Raw genomic sequence first — 22,316 nt, forward strand, 5'->3', positions numbered from 1 at the left:
CCGCTGACGAGAGCAGGCCGAGACTGATCAGAGTGCGGCGTAAGTGTCGCGCATCAGAATGAGGATTTGCTCCTTGATCGCTGGGGTGCATCGGTCCTCGCGAAATCCTGGCCATCGCGGGCAGCGAACTCGGAGATAGTCCCACGATTCACGACAACGGTCGTAGTCTACGCCTTCAATCTTTATACCATCGATGAGGAAGAGGCGGTAGATAAAGGGATCTTGATAGCGTTCCGACCGAAAGTGGAAGTGTGCAATCACGAACGCTTCGTAAGCTTCATCCGTCCACGTGGGAGTTCCGCTGACCAACTCAATGCTTGGAGTGGCCTCTGCATTCCACTTGGCTTGACGGAATGCCTGGACGGCAGCTTGGGGAATGAGGGGAGTTCTGGGATAGCCGGTGAGCAGTCGGTGACAAAGGTTTTCCAGCGCATCTTTGATCAAGATTGAGTTCATGGCGTTGCCCCAGTCAGACGTGGTCTGATCCCAATCAAGAGACGAGCAGCACCTGCCCGATGAAATCTCCTTCGTTCAATACTTGGTCCGCCTCCATTCGCAGCAGTGCATTGGCACGGCTGAGGCCAAAGAGGGCGTGAGATTGCTGGATGCCCAGAGGTGTGAACCGCCCGCTTTCATAGAACCCGCGTACATAGTGGGGGCGGTCCCCGCTATTGAAAAGGGGGCTGGAGAGGGTGGCGCTGACGATAGGGAGACTGAGGTGCTTGCCCGCAGCCCCCATGGCCTTGAGCAGGGCCGGTCGCACAAAGAGCAGGAAGGTCACGAATGACGACACAGGATTGCCTGGAAGCCCGAAGATGTGGCAGATGCCGCCGTCAGACCGCTGGGCTTGGACATAGAGGAGGGGCTTCCCCGGCTTCACCTTCACGCGCCAGAACTCGACCGGGTGCCCCAAGGCCTGCAGCGCCGGCTTGATGCAATCGTGGTCCCCCACGGAGACACCGCCCGAGAGGATGAGGAAATCATGGGTGGCGATCAGTTCACCGAGGGCGGTAGTGGTGGCGTCCAGATCATCAGGCAGATGCTGGCTGTGAACCTCACATGCACTGACCTGGCGGACCAGGCTCTCAAGCATGAGTCCGTTGGAATTGTAGAGCTGCCCGGGCTGAAGGGGGAGTCCTGCGGGTACGAGTTCATCTCCGGTCGTCACCACTGCCACCTTGGCGGGTGGATGGACCCAAACCTCGCGCAAGCCTTGCGATGCCAGTACCCCCAGCACCGTGGGGGTCAGTGCTGTGCCCGCCTCAAGGAGTTTCTGCCCCATGCAGAGGTCGCTGCCTGCACGGCGGATGTTTTCATCCAATTCAACGGGCTCCCGGCAGACGATGCGGGGGCCTGAGGGAGAAGCCTGGACGTCCACGTCCTCCTGCATGATGACGGCATCCGCCCTTGCGGGCACAGGCGCGCCAGTGAAAATGCGGATGGCCGCTCCGGAGGGAAGGGTGAGATTGAGGGAAGGCCCGGCAGGTTGCTCCCCGACAACAGCCAGTGGGGTGTCTGATCGGGTGTCGGCCGCATGCACTGCGTAGCCATCCATTGAGGAGTTGTCGAAGCCAGGCAGAGGCACACTGGCATGCACCGGCTTTCCGGCAAAACAGCCGAGCAGGGATGAAGTGAGGGGTTGGGCGGTGGGTGGGAGGGGCGTGACGCCTGCCAGAACCCTCTCCAAGGCGGCCTGTTCAGTGAGCATGAGTGCGTGGCTCAGTTGATCGGTGGCGGAAGCGCGTCCGTGGGTCCCTCAGCGGCACCGCCTTTGACATCGGCTGGCACCTTGATGGAAGGGGCCTTTTGGACAGGCTGAACTGGCTGGACAGGCAACTGGGGGACGGCAGGCGCAGGGGTGGGAGCCACTGGCTGACCTGACGGATCGCGGGTGAAGGCGGGTGGCTGCAGTGAGCCATGGGAGGCCTGCCCGGGCATGACACCAGGGATCATGGCCTCCGGGCCTGCAGGAGCGCCGGAAGCGGTGCCGGGCGCTCCGACGGCAGGTGGCTGGCCCGCCACCGGGAGGATCACCACATCCCCGCGCTTGGGGAAGCCTTCCACGATGTCTGCGGAGATGAAGTTCTGTTTGGACTCCGGTGTGACGATGAGTGACGCCTTGTTGCCAGTCTGGGGCTGGGTAATGAGCTTGGTGCCGGGGGGAGCGTCATTCGGGATTCCGTCCGGACCAGGACGAACTGCTGCTCCGGATTGACCACCTCCACCAGCCCGATGGCCATGTCCTGCTTGGGCGGCTCCTCTTTGGCTGCTTCGGCTGGCTTTTCCTGCTTGGTTTTGTGCATCAACTTGCTCACGGTGCCGCAGCTGGTACACGCGAAGGTGGCCAGTCCGAGGGCGAGCAGGATGGAATTCTGAAGGAGCATGGCGGGATGCTAGTCGGACATCTTCGTTTGGAAATTAAAAATGCCGAAATGCGGGGTGGAAAGGGCGGGGCTCCCCGCTACGATTGGCGGGTGAGTTATCAGGTTTTCGCCCGCAAATACCGGCCGCGCACGTTTGAAGACGTGCTGGGGCAGGACCACGTCGTGCGCACGTTGCGCAATGCCATCGCCCAGAACCGTTTGGCGCATGCCTACCTCTTTGTCGGGCCCCGTGGAACGGGCAAGACCAGTACGGCTCGTATCTTTGCGAAGGCGCTGAACTGCCCCAACGGACCCCGGGTGGACTTTGACCCGGACGACGAGGTCTGTGTGGAGATCGAAAAGGGGATCAGCCTCGATGTCCGCGAGATTGACGGTGCCAGCAACAACGGGGTGGAGCAGGTGCGCGAACTGCGTGAGGAGGTGAAATTTGCCCCCACCCGCTGTCGGTACAAGATCTACTACATCGATGAGGTGCACATGCTGAGCACCGCCGCCTTCAACGCCCTGTTGAAGACGCTCGAGGAGCCGCCGGAGCACGTGAAGTTCATCTTCGCCACGACAGAGGCTCACAAGGTCCTGCCCACGATCATCAGCCGCTGTCAGCGGTTCGACCTGCGCCGCATCCCGGCCGGACTGATCGCCAAGCACCTGCTGCACATCGCCACTCTGGAAAAGGTGGCCTTGAGCGAGAAGGCGGCCTATGCCATCGCGAAGGGGGCGGAAGGCGGGATGCGCGATGCGCAGTCTATGCTGGACCAGCTCGTGGCGTTCTGCGGGGAGAGGATCGAGGAGCAGGATGTACTGGACATCTTCGGGTTCACCCGGGGTGAGACGGTGGCCAACCTGGCCTCCCGAATCCTGGACCGCGACACGGTTGGCGCTCTGAAGGAACTTCATTCTCAAGCGGATACGGGCAAAGATCTTGGCCGCCTGCTGACCGATCTCATTCAGCACTTCCGCACGCTGTTGGTTCACCAGGTGGACCCGGCTGCCGCCGAAGAGGATCTGTCGCCAGAAGTGGCGGAGATGGTCCGACAACAGTCCGCCATGGTGCAGGCTGAATCCCTGCTGCGGGTGATGGATGGCCTTGCCGAGGTGGATGCCCGCATGCGCTGGGCCAGCAACAAGCTGCTGCACCTGGAGATTGGCGTCATTCAGGCGGTGCAGACCCTTGGCGAAGTGACCCTGAGCGAGGTGATTGAGGCTCTGGGTGGGGCACCCAGTCCGGATCTGATCGCCCGCCGCGCTGCTCCTCCCGTGACGTCCCGAGCGGTGGTGGAGGCTCCGGCTGCGGAACGTCCGCGCCCGGCTCCTGTTGCCGCACCGACGCCGACACCGGCACCGGCTCCCGTGTCCATTTCGGCGCCGACGCCCGCGCTCGCGCCAGCACCTGTGGCAGAACCTGCGCCGCTTCCGCCGCTTTTCCGTGAGGAACCAGCTCCCCCGGCCCCCGTGCCGCCGCTGTTCCGCGATGAGCCGCCTCAGTCGGACCGACCCGCAGCGGTCATCGCTCCTGCGGCTCCACCGCCGGTGGCTGCTCCTGTGGAGGCACCGCCCGTCATAGAAGCGCCCGCCCCGGCACCCGTGGCAGAGGTTCCGGCTTCTCCGCCTGCCGCTCCTTCTTCCGCGGGGGCAACTCCAGAAGAGCAGTGGCATCAGATCAAAGAGCGATTCCGCAGCAAGAGCCCGCTCAAGGCGGACTATCTGGATGTGGCGGCGCTTCAGTCCTGTGAAGGCAAGACGTTGCGCATTGGCATGCCCACCTCTGAGGCCGGACATCGTGATGCGTTGCTCTACGCTCCCGTCCGCAAGGCACTGGAGGAGATCATGTCAGATGTGATCGGGCGTCCCATGATGCTGGAGATCAACCTGGATCCCACCATGGAACCGCCGCCCATGGCGGAGCCCATGTTCACGTTCTCCGATCCGGAGCCTGCCCCTGCGAAGGCTGCCGCACCGAAGCCCGAGGCCAAGGCTGAAGTCAAAGCCGAGGCGGCCAAACCGGCCATTAATGAAGATTTCTATAATGACCCGCTGATCCAGGAGGCCTTGGTCAAATTCAAAGCCACCTTGGTGAAGCCGTAAGCATTCCAACCGGGTCTCCAGAGCACTTTTCCAACCAACCACACACCCACCTTTCCCGCATGAACATTCAGAAGATGATGAAGCAAATGCAGCAGATGCAGTCCAAGATGGCTCAGACCCAGGACGATCTTGCTGGCAAGACCATGGAAGTGAGCTCCGGCGGCGGCCGCGTCACGGTCACCGTCACAGGCGCGCAGGAAATTACCGGCATCAAGATCAACAAAGAGATCGTCGATCCTGAAGACGTGGACATGCTGGAAACCCTGGTGCTGACCGCCGTACAGCAAGCCCTGGCCAAGAGCAAGGAAATGGCCGCCGGTGAAATGGGCAAGCTGACCCAAGGGATGGGGCTGCCTCCCGGCATGGGATTCTAATAGTGATGCTGTAAGATTCGCACTCTCCCAGGTGTTGCTTCGCTGAAGGCACCTGGGGAGTGAGGTGAACTCCCGGTGGGGTTGATCCCTGCGCGGGTGTCGAAAAGGTGGCGCACTCGCTTGGTAGCAGCGAGGCACGCTCGCAAGCAGTGCGGAGCGATACCTTTGAGTATGAAAGATCCCATACTCAAATTCACTGGTGGATGCCTCTGTGGAAAGACCCGGTACGAAGCCGCAGGGAGCCCGCACGACATCACTCACTGTCATTGCGAGGACTGCCGACGGAGCTCTGGCTCGGCCTTTGTGACTTGGGCATCGTTCCGCAGCGCTGACTTCGCTTTCACATCCGGTGACCCCAAGACGCTGGAGTGGGCAAGTAGGTTCAGGGGCTTTTGTCCCGAGTGTGGGACGCCTCTTACCTTTCAGGCTGAACCTGGTGCTGATGACGTGGCCGTCACGGTGGCCAGCTTGGATGAGCCCGGAGTGGTCATACCCGCGGACCATACCTGGACGCAGGATCGATTGCCCTGGATCCATCTCGATGATGGGCTGCCAGAGTATCTGACGGACCGACGATGACGTGGAGAGGTTGACGGACGTGGCGCAGGTTTGTACGATGCACTCATGAGTCAGTTTGGCCGGTCACTGTTTGGAGGAACGACCTGGATCTTCTGGGTGTTGTCTCCAATAGCCTTCGTCTGCGCGTTGCTGTTCTCGCTGGTGGCCTACGGTGGGCTGCGTGCGGGCGACTGGGTGGCGGGCGGAGTCGCGCTCGTGCTGACGATCTCTTGTGTGCTCTTGATCCTGGCTCTCTGGGGTCGGGGCTTGGCCTGGGCGGGGAGGGGACTTTGTGGGATCGTCGCTTTGGCCTATCTGGTTTACCTGGTCCATGAATGGGGCTGGAATCGCGAATCGCTTCCCGACTATCGCGGTAGAGGGGACGCTCATCCCATCAATGCCACGTTGGGCTTTCTTATCATCGGGGTGCCCTGTGCGCTCTATGCTGTGCTTGGCAGGTTTAGCTGGAGGGCGGAGCAGGCGATGGAAGTTGTGGAGGGCGATGATGCGGATGATGAAGACGGGCTTGATGATGAGGCCCTGGAGGAGCTGGAGGCACCAGAAGCGCAAGGTCGAGACGAAGGGGAACGGTTGGGGCGTGAGCGGGGTTAGGGAATTGTGCTCCTGAGTCCGGGGGCAGGTCTTGAGGTGGTATGGCTGCGGAGCAGAGGAGGCGAGGTCTCCGGCCCCGCGGTCTGTTGGGTGGGCGGAGCGGGGAGGGCATCAAGGGACGTTTGGGGCGTGAGCGGGGCTGGGAACCCCCGCCTCCTGTACCTGAAAGAGCTGCTCGTGACTTGGCTGCGGAGTAAAGGAGGCGGGGTCTCCGGCCCCGCGGTCTGTTGGGCGGGCGGAGCGGGGAGGGCATCAAGGGACGTTTGGGGCGTGAGCCGGTTGGCACAACCGGACTACGCCTGTGGTGTGGCTGCGGGAGTAGTCTGGACGTGTCGTCCGGGAGCGGCAGCGGAGGGGGGCGTTACCGGCTGAAAGCCACTGACCAGCGGTGAAACGAAACAGGCGTCCTGCTGGCAGGGCCAGCAGAACGCCTGAAATGATCAACAAGTTGACGGCTAGAACTACGCGAGGCGGGCGTCGATGTCCTTCTCGATGGCGCTCCAGAGAGTCTTCAGACTGCTGCTGACCTTCTCCTTGGCGGCGGAGAGTTCTTCGGCAGTGAACTTGCCACCGGAGGGCTGCTGGCGGCCATAGAGGTAGTATTTGATCTTGGGCTCCGTGCCGCTCGGGCGCACCGCAAAGGCGCGGCCGTCGGCAGTGAAGACCCAGAGCATCTTCTCCTTGGGGATGGTGTCACCTTCTTCATCAAGGTGGCCGCCCTTGCTGTAGTCCACAGTGCGAATCACCGGGCTGCCGTCAAACTCGGTCGGAGGCTGGTTGGCGTAGGAGTCGGCGAGTTTCTGGATCTTGGCAGCGCCTTCCGCACCTTCGAAGGTTTTGCTGTGGTTGCTTTCGAGGAAATAGCCGAATTCGGCGTAGATGTCGTCCAGCAGTTCGATGAGAGTCTTGCCCTGTGATGCAGCGTACGCGGCCACTTCTGCAAACATGACCACCGCTCCGTTGCCGTCCTTGTCACGGGTGGAGTCGGTGCCGAGGTAGCCGTAGCTTTCCTCACCACCGAAGACGAAGAACTTGCTGTGCTCCAGACGGGCGGTACGGGTTTCCGCATCCGTCATGTCGCGGTACTTGGCGCGAATGTCGGCAGGAAGGGCCTGCTCGTATTTCTCCAGCTTGGCGCTGATGTATTTGAAGCCGGTCAGGGTGTTCACCACGCCGATGCCGAAGCCTTCCGCCACGGCGGACTGGAGATCGGTGGTGACGAAGGTTTTGATCAGTACGGCGTTCTTCTTGTTGGCGTCGTTGATGATGCCGAGATCAAAGAAGGTCTTGATGCGATACCAGCCGATGAGAGAGCCGATCTGGTTGCCGGTGAGAAGCTGCATCTTGCCATCGAGACCACGCACACCCACGCCCATGCGGTCGCAGTCCGGGTCCGTGCCGATGACGATGTCTGCGCCCTCTTTGTCCGCAAGGGCCACTGCCATGGCCAGGGTCGGGGCGTTCTCCGGGTTCGGGGAGGCAACGGTAGGGAAGCGTCCGTCGAAGATGTCCTGCTCCGGCACGGTGAGGGTGTTGAAGCCCAGCTTGCGAAGAATCCGTGGGACGAGCACGCCGCCCGCACCGTGGAGGGCGGTGTACACGATCTTCAGATTCCGGGCCTTCTCCAGGAGCTCGGGCTGGAGCATGAGGGCTTCCACCCGCTTGAGATAGATCTGATCCATCTCCTCACCCAGAATGGTAAGGGTGCCGCGCTGGTCTTCCGGAAGGGGCGTGTAGGCCTCGCTCTTGATGGCGTTTACTTCCGTGATGATGCCCGTGGCGTGAGGCTCCACGATGCCGGCGCCGTCCGCGTAGTTGACCTTGTAGCCGTTGTCATGGGCAGGGTTGTGGGAGGCGGTGAGCATGACGCCAGCATCGGCACGAAGCTGACGGACGGAGAAGGACATCTCCGGCGTGGCGCGGGGACCGTCGAAGAGGTACACGTCGCAGCCAAGGTCGGTGGCGATTTTGGCGCAGTCTTTGGCGAATTCCGGGGAGAAATGACGCGTGTCGTGGGAGAAAACAATCTTGGGCTTGCCCGCGAGGCCGGCGTTGGCGCGGTACTTGATCGCGTAGGCCACGAGTCCCTGAGTGGCGCGGGAGACGTTGTACTCATTCATCGAGTTGGTGCCCACGCAGGCATACTCGGGTCGGGCGTCGGCAGCGGCGTTGCCACGCTCTGCGGCGGTGACGATCTTGCCGATCGTACGACCGCGGAGGCCCCCGGTGCCAAACTTGAGGGCGGCGTAGAAGCGGTCATTCAGCTCCGTCCACTGGCCGACGTTGGCCAGCTCTTCGACGCTGGCGCGGTACACGGGATTGACGCTGCCCGCGAAGAGGGACTGGATGTTTTTGAGGCTGGATTCGAGAAGTTTGCCGTCATCGGCGGCTTGCTGGAGCAGGGATTCAAGCGACATGGAGGGAGTATGGCGATGGGATTGGCAGGGGTAAAGCCGATCTTAGGGCTGGCCCTGAGGTTTGCAAATTTTGCGGGTGGAAGTCGTTGAAGGGGGCGGGGGCGGGACGTATCATATCCGACATGGACGCCGCTACGATCATTGAGGAGGTTAGGCATCTTTCGCCTGAAGAGCGATCTTTGGTTATTGACGCCCTCCTTAGCTGCGGAGATGAAAGAATTTTGTCCCCGCTGGAAGTAGAACAGGTGGTCACGGTAGAGATGCGATATCAGGACTTCCTTCGTGGCGAAGCCATCATGGAAGATGGATTTGAATCGTTGCAATCAGTGCGCGAGAAATTGCATGCAGTTGCGCGTTGATTCCCGGGCCAGTCGAGATGTTTTTGAGGCTGCTTCTTTCTATGAGAGGGAGGTATCCGGGCTGGGGGATGACTTCCTGAATGAGATTCAGGCCGCATACCAGCAAATAGTGACCCACCCAACCGCATGGAGGGAAATGGCGAAAGGAGTTCGTCGTTTCTTGGTGAACCGCTTTCCTTACGGTGTCTATTACAAGCTCGGGGAAGACACCGTTCTCGTCTTTGCCGTGCTGCACTTGTATCGACACCCTGACGCATGGAAGAAGGAAAACTAAACGTCGCGTGGAATCGCCGACAATCGATCATCACCCCAGACACCACCTGCTACCGACTGCTCGACGCGGAAGGGGATGGATTCCCGGACCTGTGGGCGGAGTGGTTTGACGGACGTCTGCTGCTTCAGACCCAGCGGCATCAGCCCACGGACGTGCGTCCACTGGTGAAGGCCTTTCCGGGGGTGAGATCTATCTACTGGAAGCGGCTGGACCAGCGGGACAAGGAGTCTCCGACTTGGCTGTGGGGGGAGAAGGTGGAGGAGCCGTTTACCGTGCTGGAGAACGGAGTGAAGTACGAGATCAGCTTCACCAGTGGCTATTCTCAGGGGATCTTCCTGGATCAGCGGGACAATCGTCAGGCCATCAAGGAGAGGTTGGCCCAGACAGAGCCGGGCAGTCAGCGCGTGCTGAATCTCTTTGCCTACACCTGCGCTTTCTCTGTGGCGGCGGCCGCGGGCGGCGGGATCGCTACGAGTGTGGACCTCAGCCCGACCTACCTCGACTGGGGGAAGCGGAACTTGCAGCTCAACGGGATGGATCCTGCGGGGCATTATTTCGTCAAAGGGGACGCCTTTGACTGGCTGCAGGCCTTCGCCAAGAAGGGCCGGAAGTGGCAGGGCGTCATTCTGGACCCGCCCACTTTCTCTCGGGGGCAGGTCAAAAAGGTCTTTCGGGTGGAGGAGGACTACGCGGAACTGGTGAAGTTGGCCACCCAGGTACTGGAGCCCGGCGGGTGGATGCTCTGCTGTGCGAACACGCGCAAGGTGTCCTCGTTTGAGATGGAGGAGCAGGTGCGCAGCGGGGTGGCCCAGGCCCGACGCCGATTGAGTAAGTTCCAGAGTGCCTCCATGCCGGCCGATTTTACGGGTGACGCGTATTTGAAATCATTCTGGCTGGATGTAACCTGAGCGCCCTGGTCAAACCCCAGCCAAGACAGCTTTCCATGAGAATCCTCCGTTATACTGACTCCGCCTACGCTGACGCCCTGATCCGACTGAACCGCCAGGCCGAGGCTTCTGACCGGGTCCGGGACGTGGTGGCGGCCGTCATTGGCGACATCCGACAGAACGGGGACAAGGCCCTCCTGGAGCTGACCCAGAAATTTGATGGAGCCAGCCTGACCGCCGAGCAACTCGTGGTCTCACCGGAAGAAGTGGCTGCCGCCGTGGCCAGTCTGACGCCGAAAGTGCGTGCGGCCCTCGATGCCTCCCGCCGGAATGTCACCACGTTTGCCCAACAGAGCCTGCGCAAAGACTGGTCCATGATCAATGAACAGGGGGCCGAGGTGGGAGAGGTGTATCACCCCTTCGAGCGGGTGGGGGTCTATGTGCCCGGGGGCACGGCGCCTCTGGTGAGCACCGCCATCATGACGGTAGCGATTGCTGCAGCGGCAGGCGTGCCGGAGATCGTGGTTTGCTCACCTTGTGGCAAGGACGGCAAAGTCAACGCCAACCTCCTGGCTGCGTTGAGTCTAGCAGGTGCGACCGAGATCTATCGCGTGGGGGGCTCCCAGGCCATCGCCGCCATGGCGTTTGGCACGGAGACGATCAAGCCGGTGACCAAGATTTTCGGCCCTGGCAACAGCTATGTGGTCGAGGCCAAGCGGCAGGTGTTCGGCGTTGTTTCCGTGGACCTGCTTCCAGGCCCTAGTGAAGTGATGGTGCTGGCTGACAGCAGTGCCAATCCTGCCTTCATCGCTGCCGATCTGCTGGCGCAGGCGGAGCACGGGAAGGACAGCGGCGTGGCGTTCCTCACCGATGACGAGACGCTCCTTAATGCCGTGGTGAGCCAAGTGGAAACGCAGGGCCAGAAGTTGACGCGCCAGGAGATGGTGCGCTCGGTGCTGGACAAGGAGTGCTTCCTCATGCTGGTGCCGACCCTGGAGGAAGGTGCGGAGATCGTGAACAACTATGCTCCGGAGCACTTGAGCCTCATCACGTCCCGCGAGCAGGACATTCTGCCGCTCATTCGCACCGCCGGGGCCATCTTCCTTGGAAACTACTCTCCGGTGGCGGTGGGCGATTTCCTGGGCGGCCCGAGCCACACTCTGCCTACGGGTGGTGCAGGCAAGAGCTTCCCGGGGCTCACGGTGGACATGTTCCAGAAGCGCACCAGCATCGTGCGGCTGAGCAAGGAAGCCTGCGCCAAGTCCGAACCCATCGTGCGGGTGTTTAGCGAGATCGAGGGGCTCGACGCCCACGGTCTGAGCGTGAGGCGTGCGCGGCGAATAGTTGAGAGGACTCTCCCTGCATAAGACGAGTTTCTTCTTGCGGCGTGGGGCAGGCATGCGAGACGTGGCATGCCGTGCACACGCTGCCGATCCGTGAACACATCCCCCGCCGCCCGGAAGATCCCATCTTCTGTGAGCATCTTGCTGGCTCCAGCTATGGAACGCCATGGCATTTTCATCCAGAGCTGGAACTCGTGCTGGTGAAGAAGAGCCAGGGGTATCGCATCGTGGGGGATAACATCACCAATCTCTCAGCGGGCGATCTGGTGCTGGTGGGCTCCAACCTCCCGCACCTGTGGCATCAGGACAACACTGCGGGCGAACTGGAGGCGGTGGTGGTGCAGTTCGTGGCGGATTTTCTCGGTCGGGAATTCACGGCCCGTGGCGACTTTGAGCCGGTCCGGCAGCTCATGGACAAAGCGCGGCGCGGTCTCCATATCACGGGCGACGTACGAGATCGCGTGGCCGAACGCATGAGTGCCATGGTCGAGCTGGGGCCGTTGCGGCGTCTGGCCGAGTTGCTGAGCATTCTGGACGATCTGGCGCATTCTCCCGGCGTGGCCTTCCTGAGCTCACCGGGATTTGCCCCGCAGTTGGGCCTGGGGGATCAGGCCCGGGTGGACCGGGTGATGCAGTTCATTCACAAGCACCTCTGCGAGCCGATCAACCGCGATCAAGTGGCGGCCATCGCCGCATTGAGTCCAGGTGCCTTCAGCCGGTTCTTCCGCAGCCGCACTGGTAGGACTTTCCCTGCGTACCTCAATGAACTGCGTCTCGGCCGGGCAGCGCGACTGCTCTCCACTACGGATCTGCGGGTCGTGGATGTGGCGGCCGACTGCGGATTCAGAAACCTGGCGCACTTCAACCGCCTGTTCTTGAAGTGGAAGGGTGTCACGCCGAGCGAGTTCAGGAAGCGTCTCGGCGGTTCCTGATCCGGTGAAAACACAGGGCAGGGTCCTGACCTTTTTCTGTCATTTAGCGATGGAAATGAGATGTGGAGCAACGCGGGCGTTGCTCATGACATAAGGTCCATGTACTTCGGCCAAACATGACCTTTTTCGGTCGTGTGGGACGCAAATTCTCCGGTTCCAACGGCGAATATTTCTGTTCCCAACCCGTAGTGTTGCCTTCATAATCCGCGCCAGTTTCATCCTCAACATCCGCTCATGAGCAGTCCATCTCGATCTCCCTTCGCCAAGTTGTTTACCATGATGATCCTGGAGTTCTTCATCTGGGGGGCGTGGCTGCCGTTGATCTGGGGCTACATGGGAGGGGCGGTGGACAAGGGGGGACTTGGCTTCACAGACATCCAGCAGGTGTGGATCGGCAGTGCCTTCGCCATTTCATCCATCCTCGCCATCTTCTTCAGCAACCAGTTTGCGGATCGCAAGTTCGCCGCAGAGCGCTTCATGGCCTTCAGCCATTTGGTCGGCGGCCTCGCCATTCTTTCTCTCTATTGGGTAAAGAGCTTTGAGCTGTTCTTCGTGCTCATGCTCATCCACTCCATTCTCTACGTGCCGACCATCTCCGTCGCAAATTCCCTGGCCTTTGCGAACATGTCGAACGCAACGCGGGAGTTCGGGTTGGTCCGTATGGGCGGCACGATTGGCTGGATTTTGGCAGCATGGCCGCTCTACTTCGTATTGCAGGGCAAAGAAGGGGTGGAGGCGATGAATGCGACTCGCAACATCTTCCTCATCTCAGGCGGTGCCTCTCTCGTGCTCGCGGCTTTCAGCCTCACTCTGCCTCACACACCTCCGAAGCCTGCGACGGGAGAAAGCGGTCTGGCCTGGCTCAAGGCGGGCAAGAGCCTGATGATCCCCTGCATTCTGGTGCTCTTCGTCGTGACTTTCATCGACTCCACCATCCACAATGGCTATTTCCTCGTCACGGGTGGATTCCTGGAGACCAAGGTGGGATTCAAGAAAGAGTGGATCATGCCCATCATGAGCCTCGGCCAGGTGGCGGAGATCCTGACCATGGCGGTGCTCGGTCTCGCGCTCAAGAAGCTCGGCTGGCGGAAAACCCTGCTCATCGGTATCGCTGGTCACGTCGTTCGATTTGCCGTCTACGCTTACTTCCCACAGAGCCAGACCCTCATCATTGTGGTGCAGCTCCTGCATGGCATTTGCTACGCCTTCTTCTTCGCCACCGTGTACATCTTTGTGGATGCCATCTTTCCAAAGGACGTGCGATCCAGCGCTCAAGGCTGGTTCAACCTTCTCATTCTTGGCTTGGGCGACCTTGCCGCCAAGTGGACCTTCCTGCCGCTGGCCAAGTCCCTCACCAACGCTGAGGGCGTCACAGATTACAAGAGCCTGTTCTTGGTGCCGACGGGATTGGGTGTCCTGGCCATGCTGCTTCTGCTGGTGGCATTCCATCCGCCGAAGAACGTCCAGCCGGATGGCAATGTGAGCCACTAAGCTCCAGGAATTCCGATAGAATACTCATCTCCGCGGCCGTCCTGTGTTCACCTGCAGGACGGCCTGCTCTTTTTCAGGAACCTCTCCGCACTCCCTCCTACTCATGAAAACTTGGCGCATTGCTGGCATCAACTTTGATCACTTCCACATGGGCGACTTGCTGCGCATGGTGCATGAGCACCCGGCGGCAGAGATCGTGGCGATCAGTGACGAGCAGCCTGAACGGATGGTGGACGCCGCCCAGAAGTTTGGTCTGAGTGAGGGCCAGGTTTTCACCGACTATCGCGCTTGTCTGGAACAGACCCGGCCGGACGTGGTGATCCTTTGCCCGGCGGCGTCGTGTCATGGCGAGTGGGTGGAGAAGGTGGCGCCCTATGGGGCGCACATCATCATGGAGAAGCCCTATGCCGGAACGCTGGCAGAGGCGGATATCATGGCGAAAGCGATGGAGGCGACTGGCAAGGAGCTGATCGTGAACTGGCCGCTGGTGTGGTACGCGGGCCAGCAGACGGCCCATCGTTTGGCCCAGGAGGGGCTGATCGGTGAGGTGCGGGAGTTTCACCACCATGGTGGCAACCGCGGACCGCTTTATCACGGTGCGGACAAGATCGACAAGGAGCCAACTGCTGAGGAAAAGGCTGCCAGCTGGTTCTACAGCAAGTCATTGGGCGGGGGATCCCTGCTGGACTACATGGGCTATGGCACCACCCTCGGTACTTGGCATCTGAGTGGTCGAAAACCGATCGAGGTGACCTGCACCTGGGATGAGACGCCGGGACTGGAGGTGGACGAGCACGCAGTGGCGGTGATCCGGTATGCCACAGGATTGAGCAAGACAGAGACCCGGTGGGGGACGTTCACGGATCCATGGACCCACCAGCCTCAGCCCAAGTGTGGCTTTGTCCTCAAAGGTTCAGAGGGAACCATCTCGTGTTATGACTACGAACCTACGCTCTTCGTCCAGACCCGGGAACGTCCGGAAGGGTATGCCGTGCCGATCGATGAGCTGACGTCTCCGAATCGCAACCCCATTGAACACGTGCTCCATCATCTGGAGACGGGTGCGCCTCTGATCGGGCCGCTGACGCTGGAGATCTCCCGCATCGGCCAGCAGATCGTGGATACGGCGTATCTGAGTGCACAGCAGAAGCGGACGCTGGCTTTGGTAGGGGAGTAGTGGGGTTGGGGAGAGGGCGCAGAGGCAAACATTCTGGCATCCCTTCAGGATGCAGTTTCCTCTACCTGCCAACCAGGGGTAAGGCTCGTTGAACTCGCCTGACCCCTGGCTCCATCTTTGATGCCTTCGGCATAGGAGTCCGGCTGGATGAGGCGAGGAACAAGAACCGGGATGGTCCTTCCACAATCACTGAAGTCGGTGCAAGGAAGGTGGAAGAGCGGTCCCGGCTCTTTAGAGGCAGCTGGGTGAAAGCGAATCAAGGGCCGAGACGGTTCTTCTACCGTTGCTCCTGGCTCGGCTCCGCTTTGGTTTTCTTTCGCGAGCGGGCCGGCGCCGCTCCTCGATCAATCTTGATCACGAGCGGGCGGTGGTCGCTGGCGTCGTAGAAGTGCGGCGGATCATACACGAATGACTCCGGCTTCTTGATGTCGCTCTGAAGCGCCCGATTGACGAAGCAGTAGTCCAGTCGCGAGTAGTGATCGGCGGCATCCCAGAAGTGGGTCCACGTTTCTCCTCGTGAATCGCGAAGCCGGATATCCATCATGGAGACGTCGGTGCCGGGAACGCCTTCGATTTCAACCAGAGCTGCCTCGTGTTTGCTCTCGTTGAAGTCGCCGTAGGCGAGGAGCCGGGTGGCGGGTTCCGCAGTCAGGACGGACTCGATATGCCGACGCAGGAGGTGGGCCTCGTTCCGGCGCATCAGTTTCTGATCCATGCCGGGGACCTCCCGCTGGGACTTGAAGTGGACTCCCAGGAATCGCACCTCGAAGTTCGGCCTCAGGGCGACGGTGGCGTCCAGAATGCCCCGCTGCATGGGCAGGATCACGTCCCCGATGCGGTACTTCAGGTCGGATTGCGAGTTCCGTGAGGTGATAGGAAACCGGCTGAGCAGAGCGAGTCTGCGTGTCGGGTCACCACCGTGGCCCATCTCGGAGTGGGGGAGATCGATGTCACGTGCCTTCAGGCGGGTCTGCAGGTCTGCCAAATCTTCGGCGTCGCCGATTTCGCAGACTCCGAGGATATCCGGCTGAATCGCGGCCAGGATCTCGACGAGGGCGGTAACCTCTTTTTCCGGCTTGGGAGCGGTCTCCTGGATGATGCCATCCACGGAGCGGGGCATCTTGAGGTAGTTGCGCAGGTTGTAGGCGCAGAAGGTGACGATGCGGTTCTTCTCGTCTGCCGATGAGGCGGCGGACTGGGCTGGCATCACTGTCGGCACCACCGACAACAACAGCAACCAGATCCAGCTCCATCCTGCCCCAAAAGAAAACCGCTTCATGCTGCGCGAGGCAACATGAAGCGGTGATGAATGGCAAGTAAACTTCAGCGAACGAGGACTCAGACTTCCGTCGTTGTCGGAATTCGCTTCTGTTCAGGTTCCTTGGTTGGAGAGGGAGAATTGACGACGTCGTCTTGGGCGCGGGTAAGTTCGTGTTCGAACTCTTCGCGCGCCTTCTTGAATTCACCCATGCTCTTGCCGAGGCTGCGGGCAAACGTAGGAAGTTTCTTGGCGCCGAAAAGCACGAGAACCAAGACGGCGATAATAACCATCTCCCAGGTGCCGAGGGGGCCAATTGCGAGGAAGGGACTGCTCATTAGATTTAACATAGGGGAGAAACGTGGTGCTGCAATGGGAACTTTCAGAGGTGAACAGCCCTTCATTGTGCGGGAATCCGCAACCATCAGGGCCTTCGGTTGCTTTGACCTGCGGGCCAAAACTTGGTTGAACCATCGCGGGCGTACTCTGAATAAGGCGCTTTCCTAGTGGAGGTGTTTGTCAGAATTTGAGGATGATTTTCCCGTTCCGCCCGCCTTCCAGAGCGTGAGTGATCGCCTGCTGGAAGTCGGTCACGGGGTAGATGGTGTCCACGGGGAGCTTGATGACGCCTTTGCGCATCAGATCGGCCAGTGGTTGCAAGACGGTACGGATCTCGTGGTGCGGGGCTTCGTCGAGCCAGCGACTGAGCCAGTAACCGCGAATCTCCAAGTCTTTGAAAATGAGATATTTGTTGGGAATTTTCAGGCTCCGGCGGCTCATGGCACCATAGGTGACCAGGGTTCCCCTGGGAGCGAGAATCTCCATCAACCGCAGCGCGCTGTCGCCGCCCACCGCGTTCAGGGCTAGGCGGAGAGGATGCGGTCCCACCAAGGCTTGGGCCTGGGCGACCCCGGTTTCGTTGTCGAGAACCACCACATCACCACCCAGTTCGGTGAGTTCGGCCACCAGTTCGGGCCGCCGGACGAAGTTCACGGTCTTCAGCCCGAGGTGCCGGGCAATCTGAATGACCGCAGTGCCCACGCCGGAGTTGGCAGCGTTCTGCACCACAAAATCGCCCAGATCGAGCTCACGAAAGTTGTGGATCATCTGCCATGCGGTGGTGGGATTGACCCGTAGCATGGAGGCCTGGGCCAGATCGATGTCCTCGGGGAGCTTCGCAAACTGGTTCTCCGCTGCCACCACATGCTGGGACCAGCAGCCCAACGGATGCAGTGCGATGACCAGATCGCCCACCGCGAGGGATTCCACCTCGTCTCCGATCGCCTCGATTCGACCGCAACCCTCATTGCCCGGCACAGCGGGGAAGGTGGGCTGCCGACCATAGGTGCCCTCGACATAGTTCAAGTCGGCCGGGTTGATGGGTGCATAGAGCATGCGTACCAGAACCTCGTGACGCTGGGGGGTGGGTGGGGCGAATTCCTCCAGGCGCAGGACTTCGGTGGGCTTGCCAGATTCGTGAAAACAAAGTCGCATGGCGGAGATGATACCGTGCGAAGGCAATAAAGGAAACGGCGGGAAGGGGGAAATGAAGGGCAGGAAACAAGTACGCCAGGGGCTGTCCCTCTACCTAGCGACGACCGCTTCACCCAAGGCAAACACCGCAGCGTTCCAACCCCACGAGGCGTCCACAGGGACGTTCAAATAGCGGAAGATGGTGGGGGCAATGATGGTGTGGCCAAAAGGAGTGTTGATGACCTGGCTCTCTGGGACGCCGGGGCCGTTGGCGATGAGGGGAATGGTGCGTTCCTCCAAAGACTGGCCGCCGTGTTTTCTGCCAGTGCCGCCGTGATCGGTGGTGACGAGAACGAGCCACTTTTCCTTCTCGGCCCCGGGGCGGTGGCGGACGGCGCTCAGAACCTCTCCCACATGGCTGTCCACCTTCTGGATGGCCTCCATGTAGATGGGATTGTCGGTGCCAAATCCAGTGGCGTGTCCGGCACCGTCTACCTGGTCAAAGTGTACGATGAGGACATCCGGTGATTTTGTTTCCAAGTACCCGAGGGTCTTGGATTGGGTGTTGAGATCCCGGTCGGGGTACTTGATGCCGACGCCGCGGTCATGGGCGTCAAAAGCTTCGGGCTGCGCGTCAACGAGGTAGGTTTCAATCCAGTCCCAGGCGGCGAACGACGCGACGCTGGCTGCGGGAACGGCGGACTTGAGCCTGCGTGCGAAGTGGGGAGCCTGGTCCACCATGTAGGAGCCTCTGACGTTGGCCTGATTGACGGGCGGGGTGGCATTGCCATCCACTTGATGGCGGTCTATCCACACACCCGTGAAGATGCTGGCCCAGCCTGGGCCGCTGATGGTGGGTTGCTGGGTGTCGGTATCCATTTCCCGCCAGCGTAGGCGTTCCATGAGACGGTGCCGCCCTCAACCAGCGACTTGAGGTGGGGGGCTGAGCCACTGGAGATCGCTTGCTGAAGGGCGTCTGAGCGAAGCCCGTCGATGCCGATGAGCAAAACATGCCGTCCTCCAAATGCCGACGCCACAGTCGCAGGACTGGCTGCAGGAGGAGAACCTATGAGGGGGGCAAGGGTGGCGAGGAGGGTGACAGCAAAAGATAGGAGTTTCATGAAATTACGGGAGTTTTTGTGCCTGAAAGGAATTGGCCGGAGGCGGGTGAGTTATTCAGAGATGGTGGTGGTCATGGCTCGGCGAGCAGGAGGTTGTGGGCGTCTGGGGGAGGTGGGGAAAGAGAGGGTGAGGTCCAACTGGAGATGGTCTGTTCTGCCAAGCCCCAGGAGAGGGTCATGCCAAGGCCGCCCATGGCGGTGACCATGGTGACACGATCCCGCGGGTGAAGAACGACCTGAGTCTCCCCGATGGTGCTTTTCAGGTAGACGCCATGCCACCGGGACTCGATGTGGCAGACGGGCAGGCGGGTGAAGGTTGAGAGGTTCTGCAGGACAAGTTCTTCCACGTGGCTCCAGATATCTGGGGTGAAGTCCTGGCCGTATTCGTGGGAGTCGCCCAGCGTGAGCGTGCCGTCTGAGTGTTGGGCGGCGATGACGTGCACGCCCCATTGGTGGTAGTCGGCCATCGTATCATGCAATACGGACTGCAGGGCCGTGATGGAAGGACACCGCTGGAAGGCCGGATAGTGGGCGAGCGTCAGGTCGCTCACCATGATGGCTCCCAAACGCTGTTCCAGGGGGCTGGTGCGCATCATCTGCAACTGACAGCGACGGACCTGGGCGGTGGCCAGTTCGGCGGGAAACAGGATCTGCATTTCGTCGCCTGCGGCGATCACGCAACGATCAAAGGGCAGGATGCGGCCATCGGAAAGTTCCACGGCATCGTCGTGGACTTTGATGGCGCAGGCGCGGTTCAGGAAACTGACTCCGATGCTGGCGAGGTGGGCGGACAGGGCGGTGAGGGCACTGGCGGGCTGGATGCAGAGCTCATGGGGGCTGAAGAGGGCGCCCTTGAGCCCGTTGGGATTCGACAAAGGATGACGCTTGAGCGTCTCGCCGGGAGAGAGCAGCTCAAATCCTTCAAGGGCGGCCTCCGGGAGGGCGGCAAATTCCTGGAGCACATTCCAGGCCTCATCCCGGTAGGCGAGGCTGAGGGATCCACAGCTTTCAGCATGGAAGCCTGCGGCCTGGGAGATCTCCTGCCAGCGTTGCACGCCACGCAGGCCCTGGTTGCGCTCGGAACCGAAAGCGAGTCCTATGGGCCAAATGGTGCCGAAGTTGCGGACTGAGGCGCCGAGGGGGCGGCTGTTTCTCTCGACAATGGTGACCTTGCATCCTGCTTCGATAGCGGTGAGGGCGTGGGCGAGACCGATGATGCCGCCTCCGATGATGACAACCCTTTCTGATCTGATGTTTTGCATGACTGGCGAAATTGCGCTGGCTGAAGGTGAAAGTGCCCGGTGCATCATGTTCCGGGCGGGGTGAGGATGGAGCAACATGCAACATCGCCAGCGAGACAGGCAAAAAGGGGAGAGCAGGCCGGGGCCACCCGCAGGTCTGGTCACGCTGTCTGCGGCTGCAGCGGCGTTTATCACCTACACCTGCATGTATGCGTTTCGCCGGCCATTCACGGTGGGGACGTATGAAGGGCTGACGTTGTGGGGGGCTGACTACAAGAGCGTGGCGGTGGCCGTGCAGATCCTGGGTTACATGATGTCCAAATTCGTGGGCATCAAGGTGGTGTCGGAAACGCCGGCGGCCCGGCGGGTGGGGCTGATTCTGGGGCTCATTGGAATCGCAGGGTTCGGTCTGCTTCTGTTCGCGGTGATTCCTGCACCATGGAATGTGGCAGGGCTCTTTATCAATGGACTGCCTTTGGGAATGATCTGGGGATTGGTTTTTGGCTTTCTGGAGGGACGACGGGTGACGGAGTTTCTCGGCCTGGGCATGAGCTTGAGTGTGATCTTCGCTTCCGGCTGGGTGAAAAGCGCCGGCGGGTGGTTGATGCGGTTTGGCGTGCCGGAATTTTGGATGCCGCTGGTCACCGGGTTGATGTTCGCACCGCTGTTGCTGCTGGCCTTGGGGGTGCTCGGGAGGATGCCGCCACCGGATGCTGCGGATCAGGCGGCGCGCATGGTCCGCATGCCGATGGACAAGGCAGCGCGGCATGCCTTTTTGCGGAAGTGGTGGCCGGGAGTCGTGCTTTTCACCGGGGCATACCTGTGCCTCATGACCTATCGCGATGTGCGGGACTCGTTCATGGTGGAGGTGTTGAAGGAGCAGGGATATCGGGGCGATCCGGGGGTGTTTTCTGGATTGGAGACTATCGTGGGTTCCTTGGTGGTCGTCTCTCTGGTGTGGTTGCGATGGGTGAAGGACAATCGAAAAGCACTGGTGGCCAATGCCGGGCTCATCATTCTGGGTCCGGTGATCGCGGCACTGGGCACCTGGTTGTTTCAGCGGGGAAGCCTGCCGCCGCAGGCCTGGCTGGTGGCCACGGGATTCGGCACTTACCTGGCCTTTGTGCCCTTTCAAAGTCTGATGTATGACCGGTTGCTCGGGGTCTTGAGGCAGGCCGGCACGGCCGCATTTCTGATCAGTCTTGGAGATGCCTTTGGCTATCTCAGCACGGTGACTGTCTATCTGAGCCGGTTTGTGAAAGAATGGCGGGTCCCTTGGTCCATGCTGCTGGTGGAAGGCAGCTATGTGCAGGCGGTTCTGGTGGCTGTACTGACGGCGTCAGGAGCTTGGTACTTCTTGAAGAAGTCCGATACGAGGGCGCACTGACGTAAAACCGATGCCAAACGCCTGTTCGTGGTGTTGTTGGTTATTGCATGAACCGTGTTTTCAGAGGAACGAGCTTTGGTCTTGCAACCTTCTGTCGCATATGATGTGGGTTCAGAGCCTTGCCTCGCGGTACTGGCCTGGCGTCAATCCGGTGGACGCCCGGAACTGACGGCAAAACATGGCCTGATCATAGAAGCCGCACTCGGTGGCGATGGTGCCCATGGCGGAAGTGGTCTCGCGCAACATGGCGGCGGCGGCATCGATCCTTGTTTTGGTGAGGAACTGCCGGGGGGAGAGATTAAGCACGGCCTGCATGCGGCGTTCCAGCTGGCTGAGGGACATCTTCACACTCTGGGCCAGATCATCGATCCGAAGGGGCTCCGCGTAGTCCCGCTGTATGCGCTCGATGATCGCACCGATGACGCCCAGTCTGGGATCGCTGTCAGCGGGGGATCGCAGATCGCGCGAGATGCCCGCCAGGGCGATCACGCGTCCTTTGGCATCGTGCACCGGCACTTTCTGGGCGAGGTACCAGCCGGGACTGCCATCGGGATTGGTCACCATTTCCAGCCGGTCGTGAATCTCCTGGCCGGTCCTGAGGACGAGATCATCCTGTTGCTCATAGCCAGCCGCGAGGAGGGAAGGGAACAGTTCCCGGGCGGTGCGCCCGAGCAGGGCTGACTTCCCGGCGGCTCCTACGCGGCGCACCAGGGCGCGATTCACGGCGATGTATTCCCGGTTGCGATTTTTGACGCAAAAGACGGCGTCCTCCATGCCCTCGAAGAGCTTCTCGGCGACGACGAGAGCGGGTGCTGCTTCAAAGACGGAATCACGAAGGGAGTCGGGACTTTTCACAGGGCAAAATCTGATGCGTGAAAACGAATTGTGCAAATTCCGCATCCAATATAACGGAAAATGCCAAGACCGCCAGCGGAAATCAGAT

General features: G+C 60.7%; 22 protein-coding genes. 12 read left to right on the forward strand and 10 right to left on the reverse strand.

The genetic code is table 11. The annotated features are described in order from the left end of the window. Positions 1-27: 27 nt before the first annotated feature. The 3 genes from BV106_RS19035 to BV106_RS38680 are packed head-to-tail and all read right to left on the reverse strand — an operon-like array spanning position 28 to position 2,064. A complete protein-coding gene (locus tag BV106_RS19035; RefSeq protein ID WP_038167222.1) occupies positions 28-456 on the reverse strand; it encodes a hypothetical protein in 429 nt (142 codons plus the stop codon). 34 nt (positions 457-490) lie between these two features. Continuing rightward, positions 491-1,708: a gephyrin-like molybdotransferase Glp gene (gene glp, locus BV106_RS19040; protein WP_051946053.1), complete on the reverse strand. Its 1,218-nt coding sequence runs from the start codon at positions 1,706-1,708 to the stop codon at positions 491-493. An 11-nt stretch (positions 1,709-1,719) separates the two neighbouring features. Beyond that, positions 1,720-2,064 carry a hypothetical protein gene (locus tag BV106_RS38680; protein ID WP_265595842.1) on the reverse strand — a complete coding sequence of 115 codons (345 nt, stop codon included), beginning with the start codon at positions 2,062-2,064 and terminating at the stop codon, positions 1,720-1,722. A gap of 347 nt (positions 2,065-2,411) precedes the next feature. Here BV106_RS38680 and dnaX point away from each other — a divergent pair, with 347 nt between their 5' ends. The 4 genes from dnaX (at position 2,412) to BV106_RS19065 (ending at position 6,013) form a co-directional block, all read left to right on the forward strand. Further along, a complete protein-coding gene (gene dnaX / locus BV106_RS19050) occupies positions 2,412-4,469 on the forward strand; it encodes a DNA polymerase III subunit gamma/tau (RefSeq protein ID WP_265595843.1) in 2,058 nt (685 codons plus the stop codon). A 59-nt stretch (positions 4,470-4,528) separates the two neighbouring features. After that, positions 4,529-4,843, forward strand: a complete 315-nt coding sequence (locus BV106_RS19055) for a YbaB/EbfC family nucleoid-associated protein (protein ID WP_038167224.1) — start codon at positions 4,529-4,531, stop codon at positions 4,841-4,843. Between the two features lie 171 nt (positions 4,844-5,014). Next, positions 5,015-5,422: a GFA family protein gene (locus tag BV106_RS39285; RefSeq protein WP_038167225.1), complete on the forward strand. Its 408-nt coding sequence runs from the start codon at positions 5,015-5,017 to the stop codon at positions 5,420-5,422. A 45-nt stretch (positions 5,423-5,467) separates the two neighbouring features. Next, positions 5,468-6,013 (forward strand): hypothetical protein, encoded by a 546-nt coding sequence (locus BV106_RS19065; protein WP_038167226.1) that lies wholly within the window; start codon positions 5,468-5,470, stop codon positions 6,011-6,013. A 461-nt stretch (positions 6,014-6,474) separates the two neighbouring features. Here BV106_RS19065 and BV106_RS19070 read toward each other — a convergent pair whose 3' ends face one another. Then, on the reverse strand, positions 6,475-8,430 hold the full coding sequence (locus tag BV106_RS19070) for a phospho-sugar mutase (RefSeq protein WP_038167228.1): 1,956 nt from the start codon (positions 8,428-8,430) through the stop codon (positions 6,475-6,477). Between the two features lie 122 nt (positions 8,431-8,552). Between BV106_RS19070 and BV106_RS38685 the strand changes: the two genes are divergently transcribed. From BV106_RS38685 to BV106_RS19105, 7 genes are all read left to right on the forward strand, one after another. Further along, positions 8,553-8,789, forward strand: coding sequence for a hypothetical protein (locus BV106_RS38685; protein WP_009961070.1), 237 nt, complete (start codon positions 8,553-8,555; stop codon positions 8,787-8,789). Next, on the forward strand, positions 8,773-9,063 hold the full coding sequence (locus BV106_RS19080) for a type II toxin-antitoxin system RelE/ParE family toxin (protein WP_038167230.1): 291 nt from the start codon (positions 8,773-8,775) through the stop codon (positions 9,061-9,063). The genes BV106_RS38685 and BV106_RS19080 overlap by 17 nt, the downstream gene beginning before the upstream one ends. Next, positions 9,045-9,971, forward strand: coding sequence for a class I SAM-dependent rRNA methyltransferase (locus tag BV106_RS19085; protein WP_038167231.1), 927 nt, complete (start codon positions 9,045-9,047; stop codon positions 9,969-9,971). Before BV106_RS19080 ends, BV106_RS19085 begins: the two co-directional genes overlap by 19 nt. A 35-nt stretch (positions 9,972-10,006) precedes the next feature. Then, positions 10,007-11,317: a histidinol dehydrogenase gene (gene hisD, locus BV106_RS19090; RefSeq protein ID WP_038167232.1), complete on the forward strand. Its 1,311-nt coding sequence runs from the start codon at positions 10,007-10,009 to the stop codon at positions 11,315-11,317. Positions 11,318-11,367: 50 nt separating this feature from the next. Then, positions 11,368-12,225 carry an AraC family transcriptional regulator gene (locus tag BV106_RS19095; protein ID WP_265595844.1) on the forward strand — a complete coding sequence of 286 codons (858 nt, stop codon included), beginning with the start codon at positions 11,368-11,370 and terminating at the stop codon, positions 12,223-12,225. 234 nt (positions 12,226-12,459) lie between these two features. Then, positions 12,460-13,716, forward strand: a complete 1,257-nt coding sequence (locus BV106_RS19100; protein ID WP_038167234.1) for an MFS transporter — start codon at positions 12,460-12,462, stop codon at positions 13,714-13,716. Between the two features lie 103 nt (positions 13,717-13,819). After that, positions 13,820-14,893 carry a Gfo/Idh/MocA family oxidoreductase gene (locus tag BV106_RS19105; protein WP_038167235.1) on the forward strand — a complete coding sequence of 358 codons (1,074 nt, stop codon included), beginning with the start codon at positions 13,820-13,822 and terminating at the stop codon, positions 14,891-14,893. A gap of 277 nt (positions 14,894-15,170) precedes the next feature. On the opposite strand, the gene BV106_RS19110 is transcribed toward BV106_RS19105, so the two are convergent. The 5 genes from BV106_RS19110 to BV106_RS19130 form a co-directional block, all read right to left on the reverse strand. Further along, positions 15,171-16,172: an endonuclease/exonuclease/phosphatase family protein gene (locus tag BV106_RS19110; RefSeq protein WP_038167236.1), complete on the reverse strand. Its 1,002-nt coding sequence runs from the start codon at positions 16,170-16,172 to the stop codon at positions 15,171-15,173. A gap of 59 nt (positions 16,173-16,231) precedes the next feature. Then, entirely contained in the window at positions 16,232-16,489 is a 258-nt protein-coding gene (locus BV106_RS19115; protein WP_038167293.1) for a twin-arginine translocase TatA/TatE family subunit, read from the reverse strand. 181 nt (positions 16,490-16,670) lie between these two features. Beyond that, on the reverse strand, positions 16,671-17,645 hold the full coding sequence (locus BV106_RS19120; RefSeq protein ID WP_081891934.1) for a 2-enoyl thioester reductase domain-containing protein: 975 nt from the start codon (positions 17,643-17,645) through the stop codon (positions 16,671-16,673). A gap of 90 nt (positions 17,646-17,735) precedes the next feature. Continuing rightward, positions 17,736-18,527, reverse strand: coding sequence for an alkaline phosphatase (locus BV106_RS19125; protein ID WP_081891936.1), 792 nt, complete (start codon positions 18,525-18,527; stop codon positions 17,736-17,738). Positions 18,528-18,816: 289 nt separating this feature from the next. Beyond that, entirely contained in the window at positions 18,817-20,007 is a 1,191-nt protein-coding gene (locus BV106_RS19130; RefSeq protein ID WP_051946055.1) for a TIGR03364 family FAD-dependent oxidoreductase, read from the reverse strand. Positions 20,008-20,083: 76 nt separating this feature from the next. Here BV106_RS19130 and BV106_RS19135 point away from each other — a divergent pair, with 76 nt between their 5' ends. Continuing rightward, positions 20,084-21,373 carry a DUF5690 family protein gene (locus BV106_RS19135; RefSeq protein WP_051946056.1) on the forward strand — a complete coding sequence of 430 codons (1,290 nt, stop codon included), beginning with the start codon at positions 20,084-20,086 and terminating at the stop codon, positions 21,371-21,373. A 111-nt stretch (positions 21,374-21,484) separates the two neighbouring features. On the opposite strand, the gene BV106_RS19140 is transcribed toward BV106_RS19135, so the two are convergent. Then, positions 21,485-22,228 carry an AraC family transcriptional regulator gene (locus BV106_RS19140; RefSeq protein ID WP_038167297.1) on the reverse strand — a complete coding sequence of 248 codons (744 nt, stop codon included), beginning with the start codon at positions 22,226-22,228 and terminating at the stop codon, positions 21,485-21,487. Positions 22,229-22,316 lie beyond the last annotated feature (88 nt).

Source organism: Verrucomicrobium sp. BvORR106, from assembly GCF_000739655.1.
Classification (GTDB): Bacteria; Verrucomicrobiota; Verrucomicrobiia; order Verrucomicrobiales; family Verrucomicrobiaceae; genus Verrucomicrobium.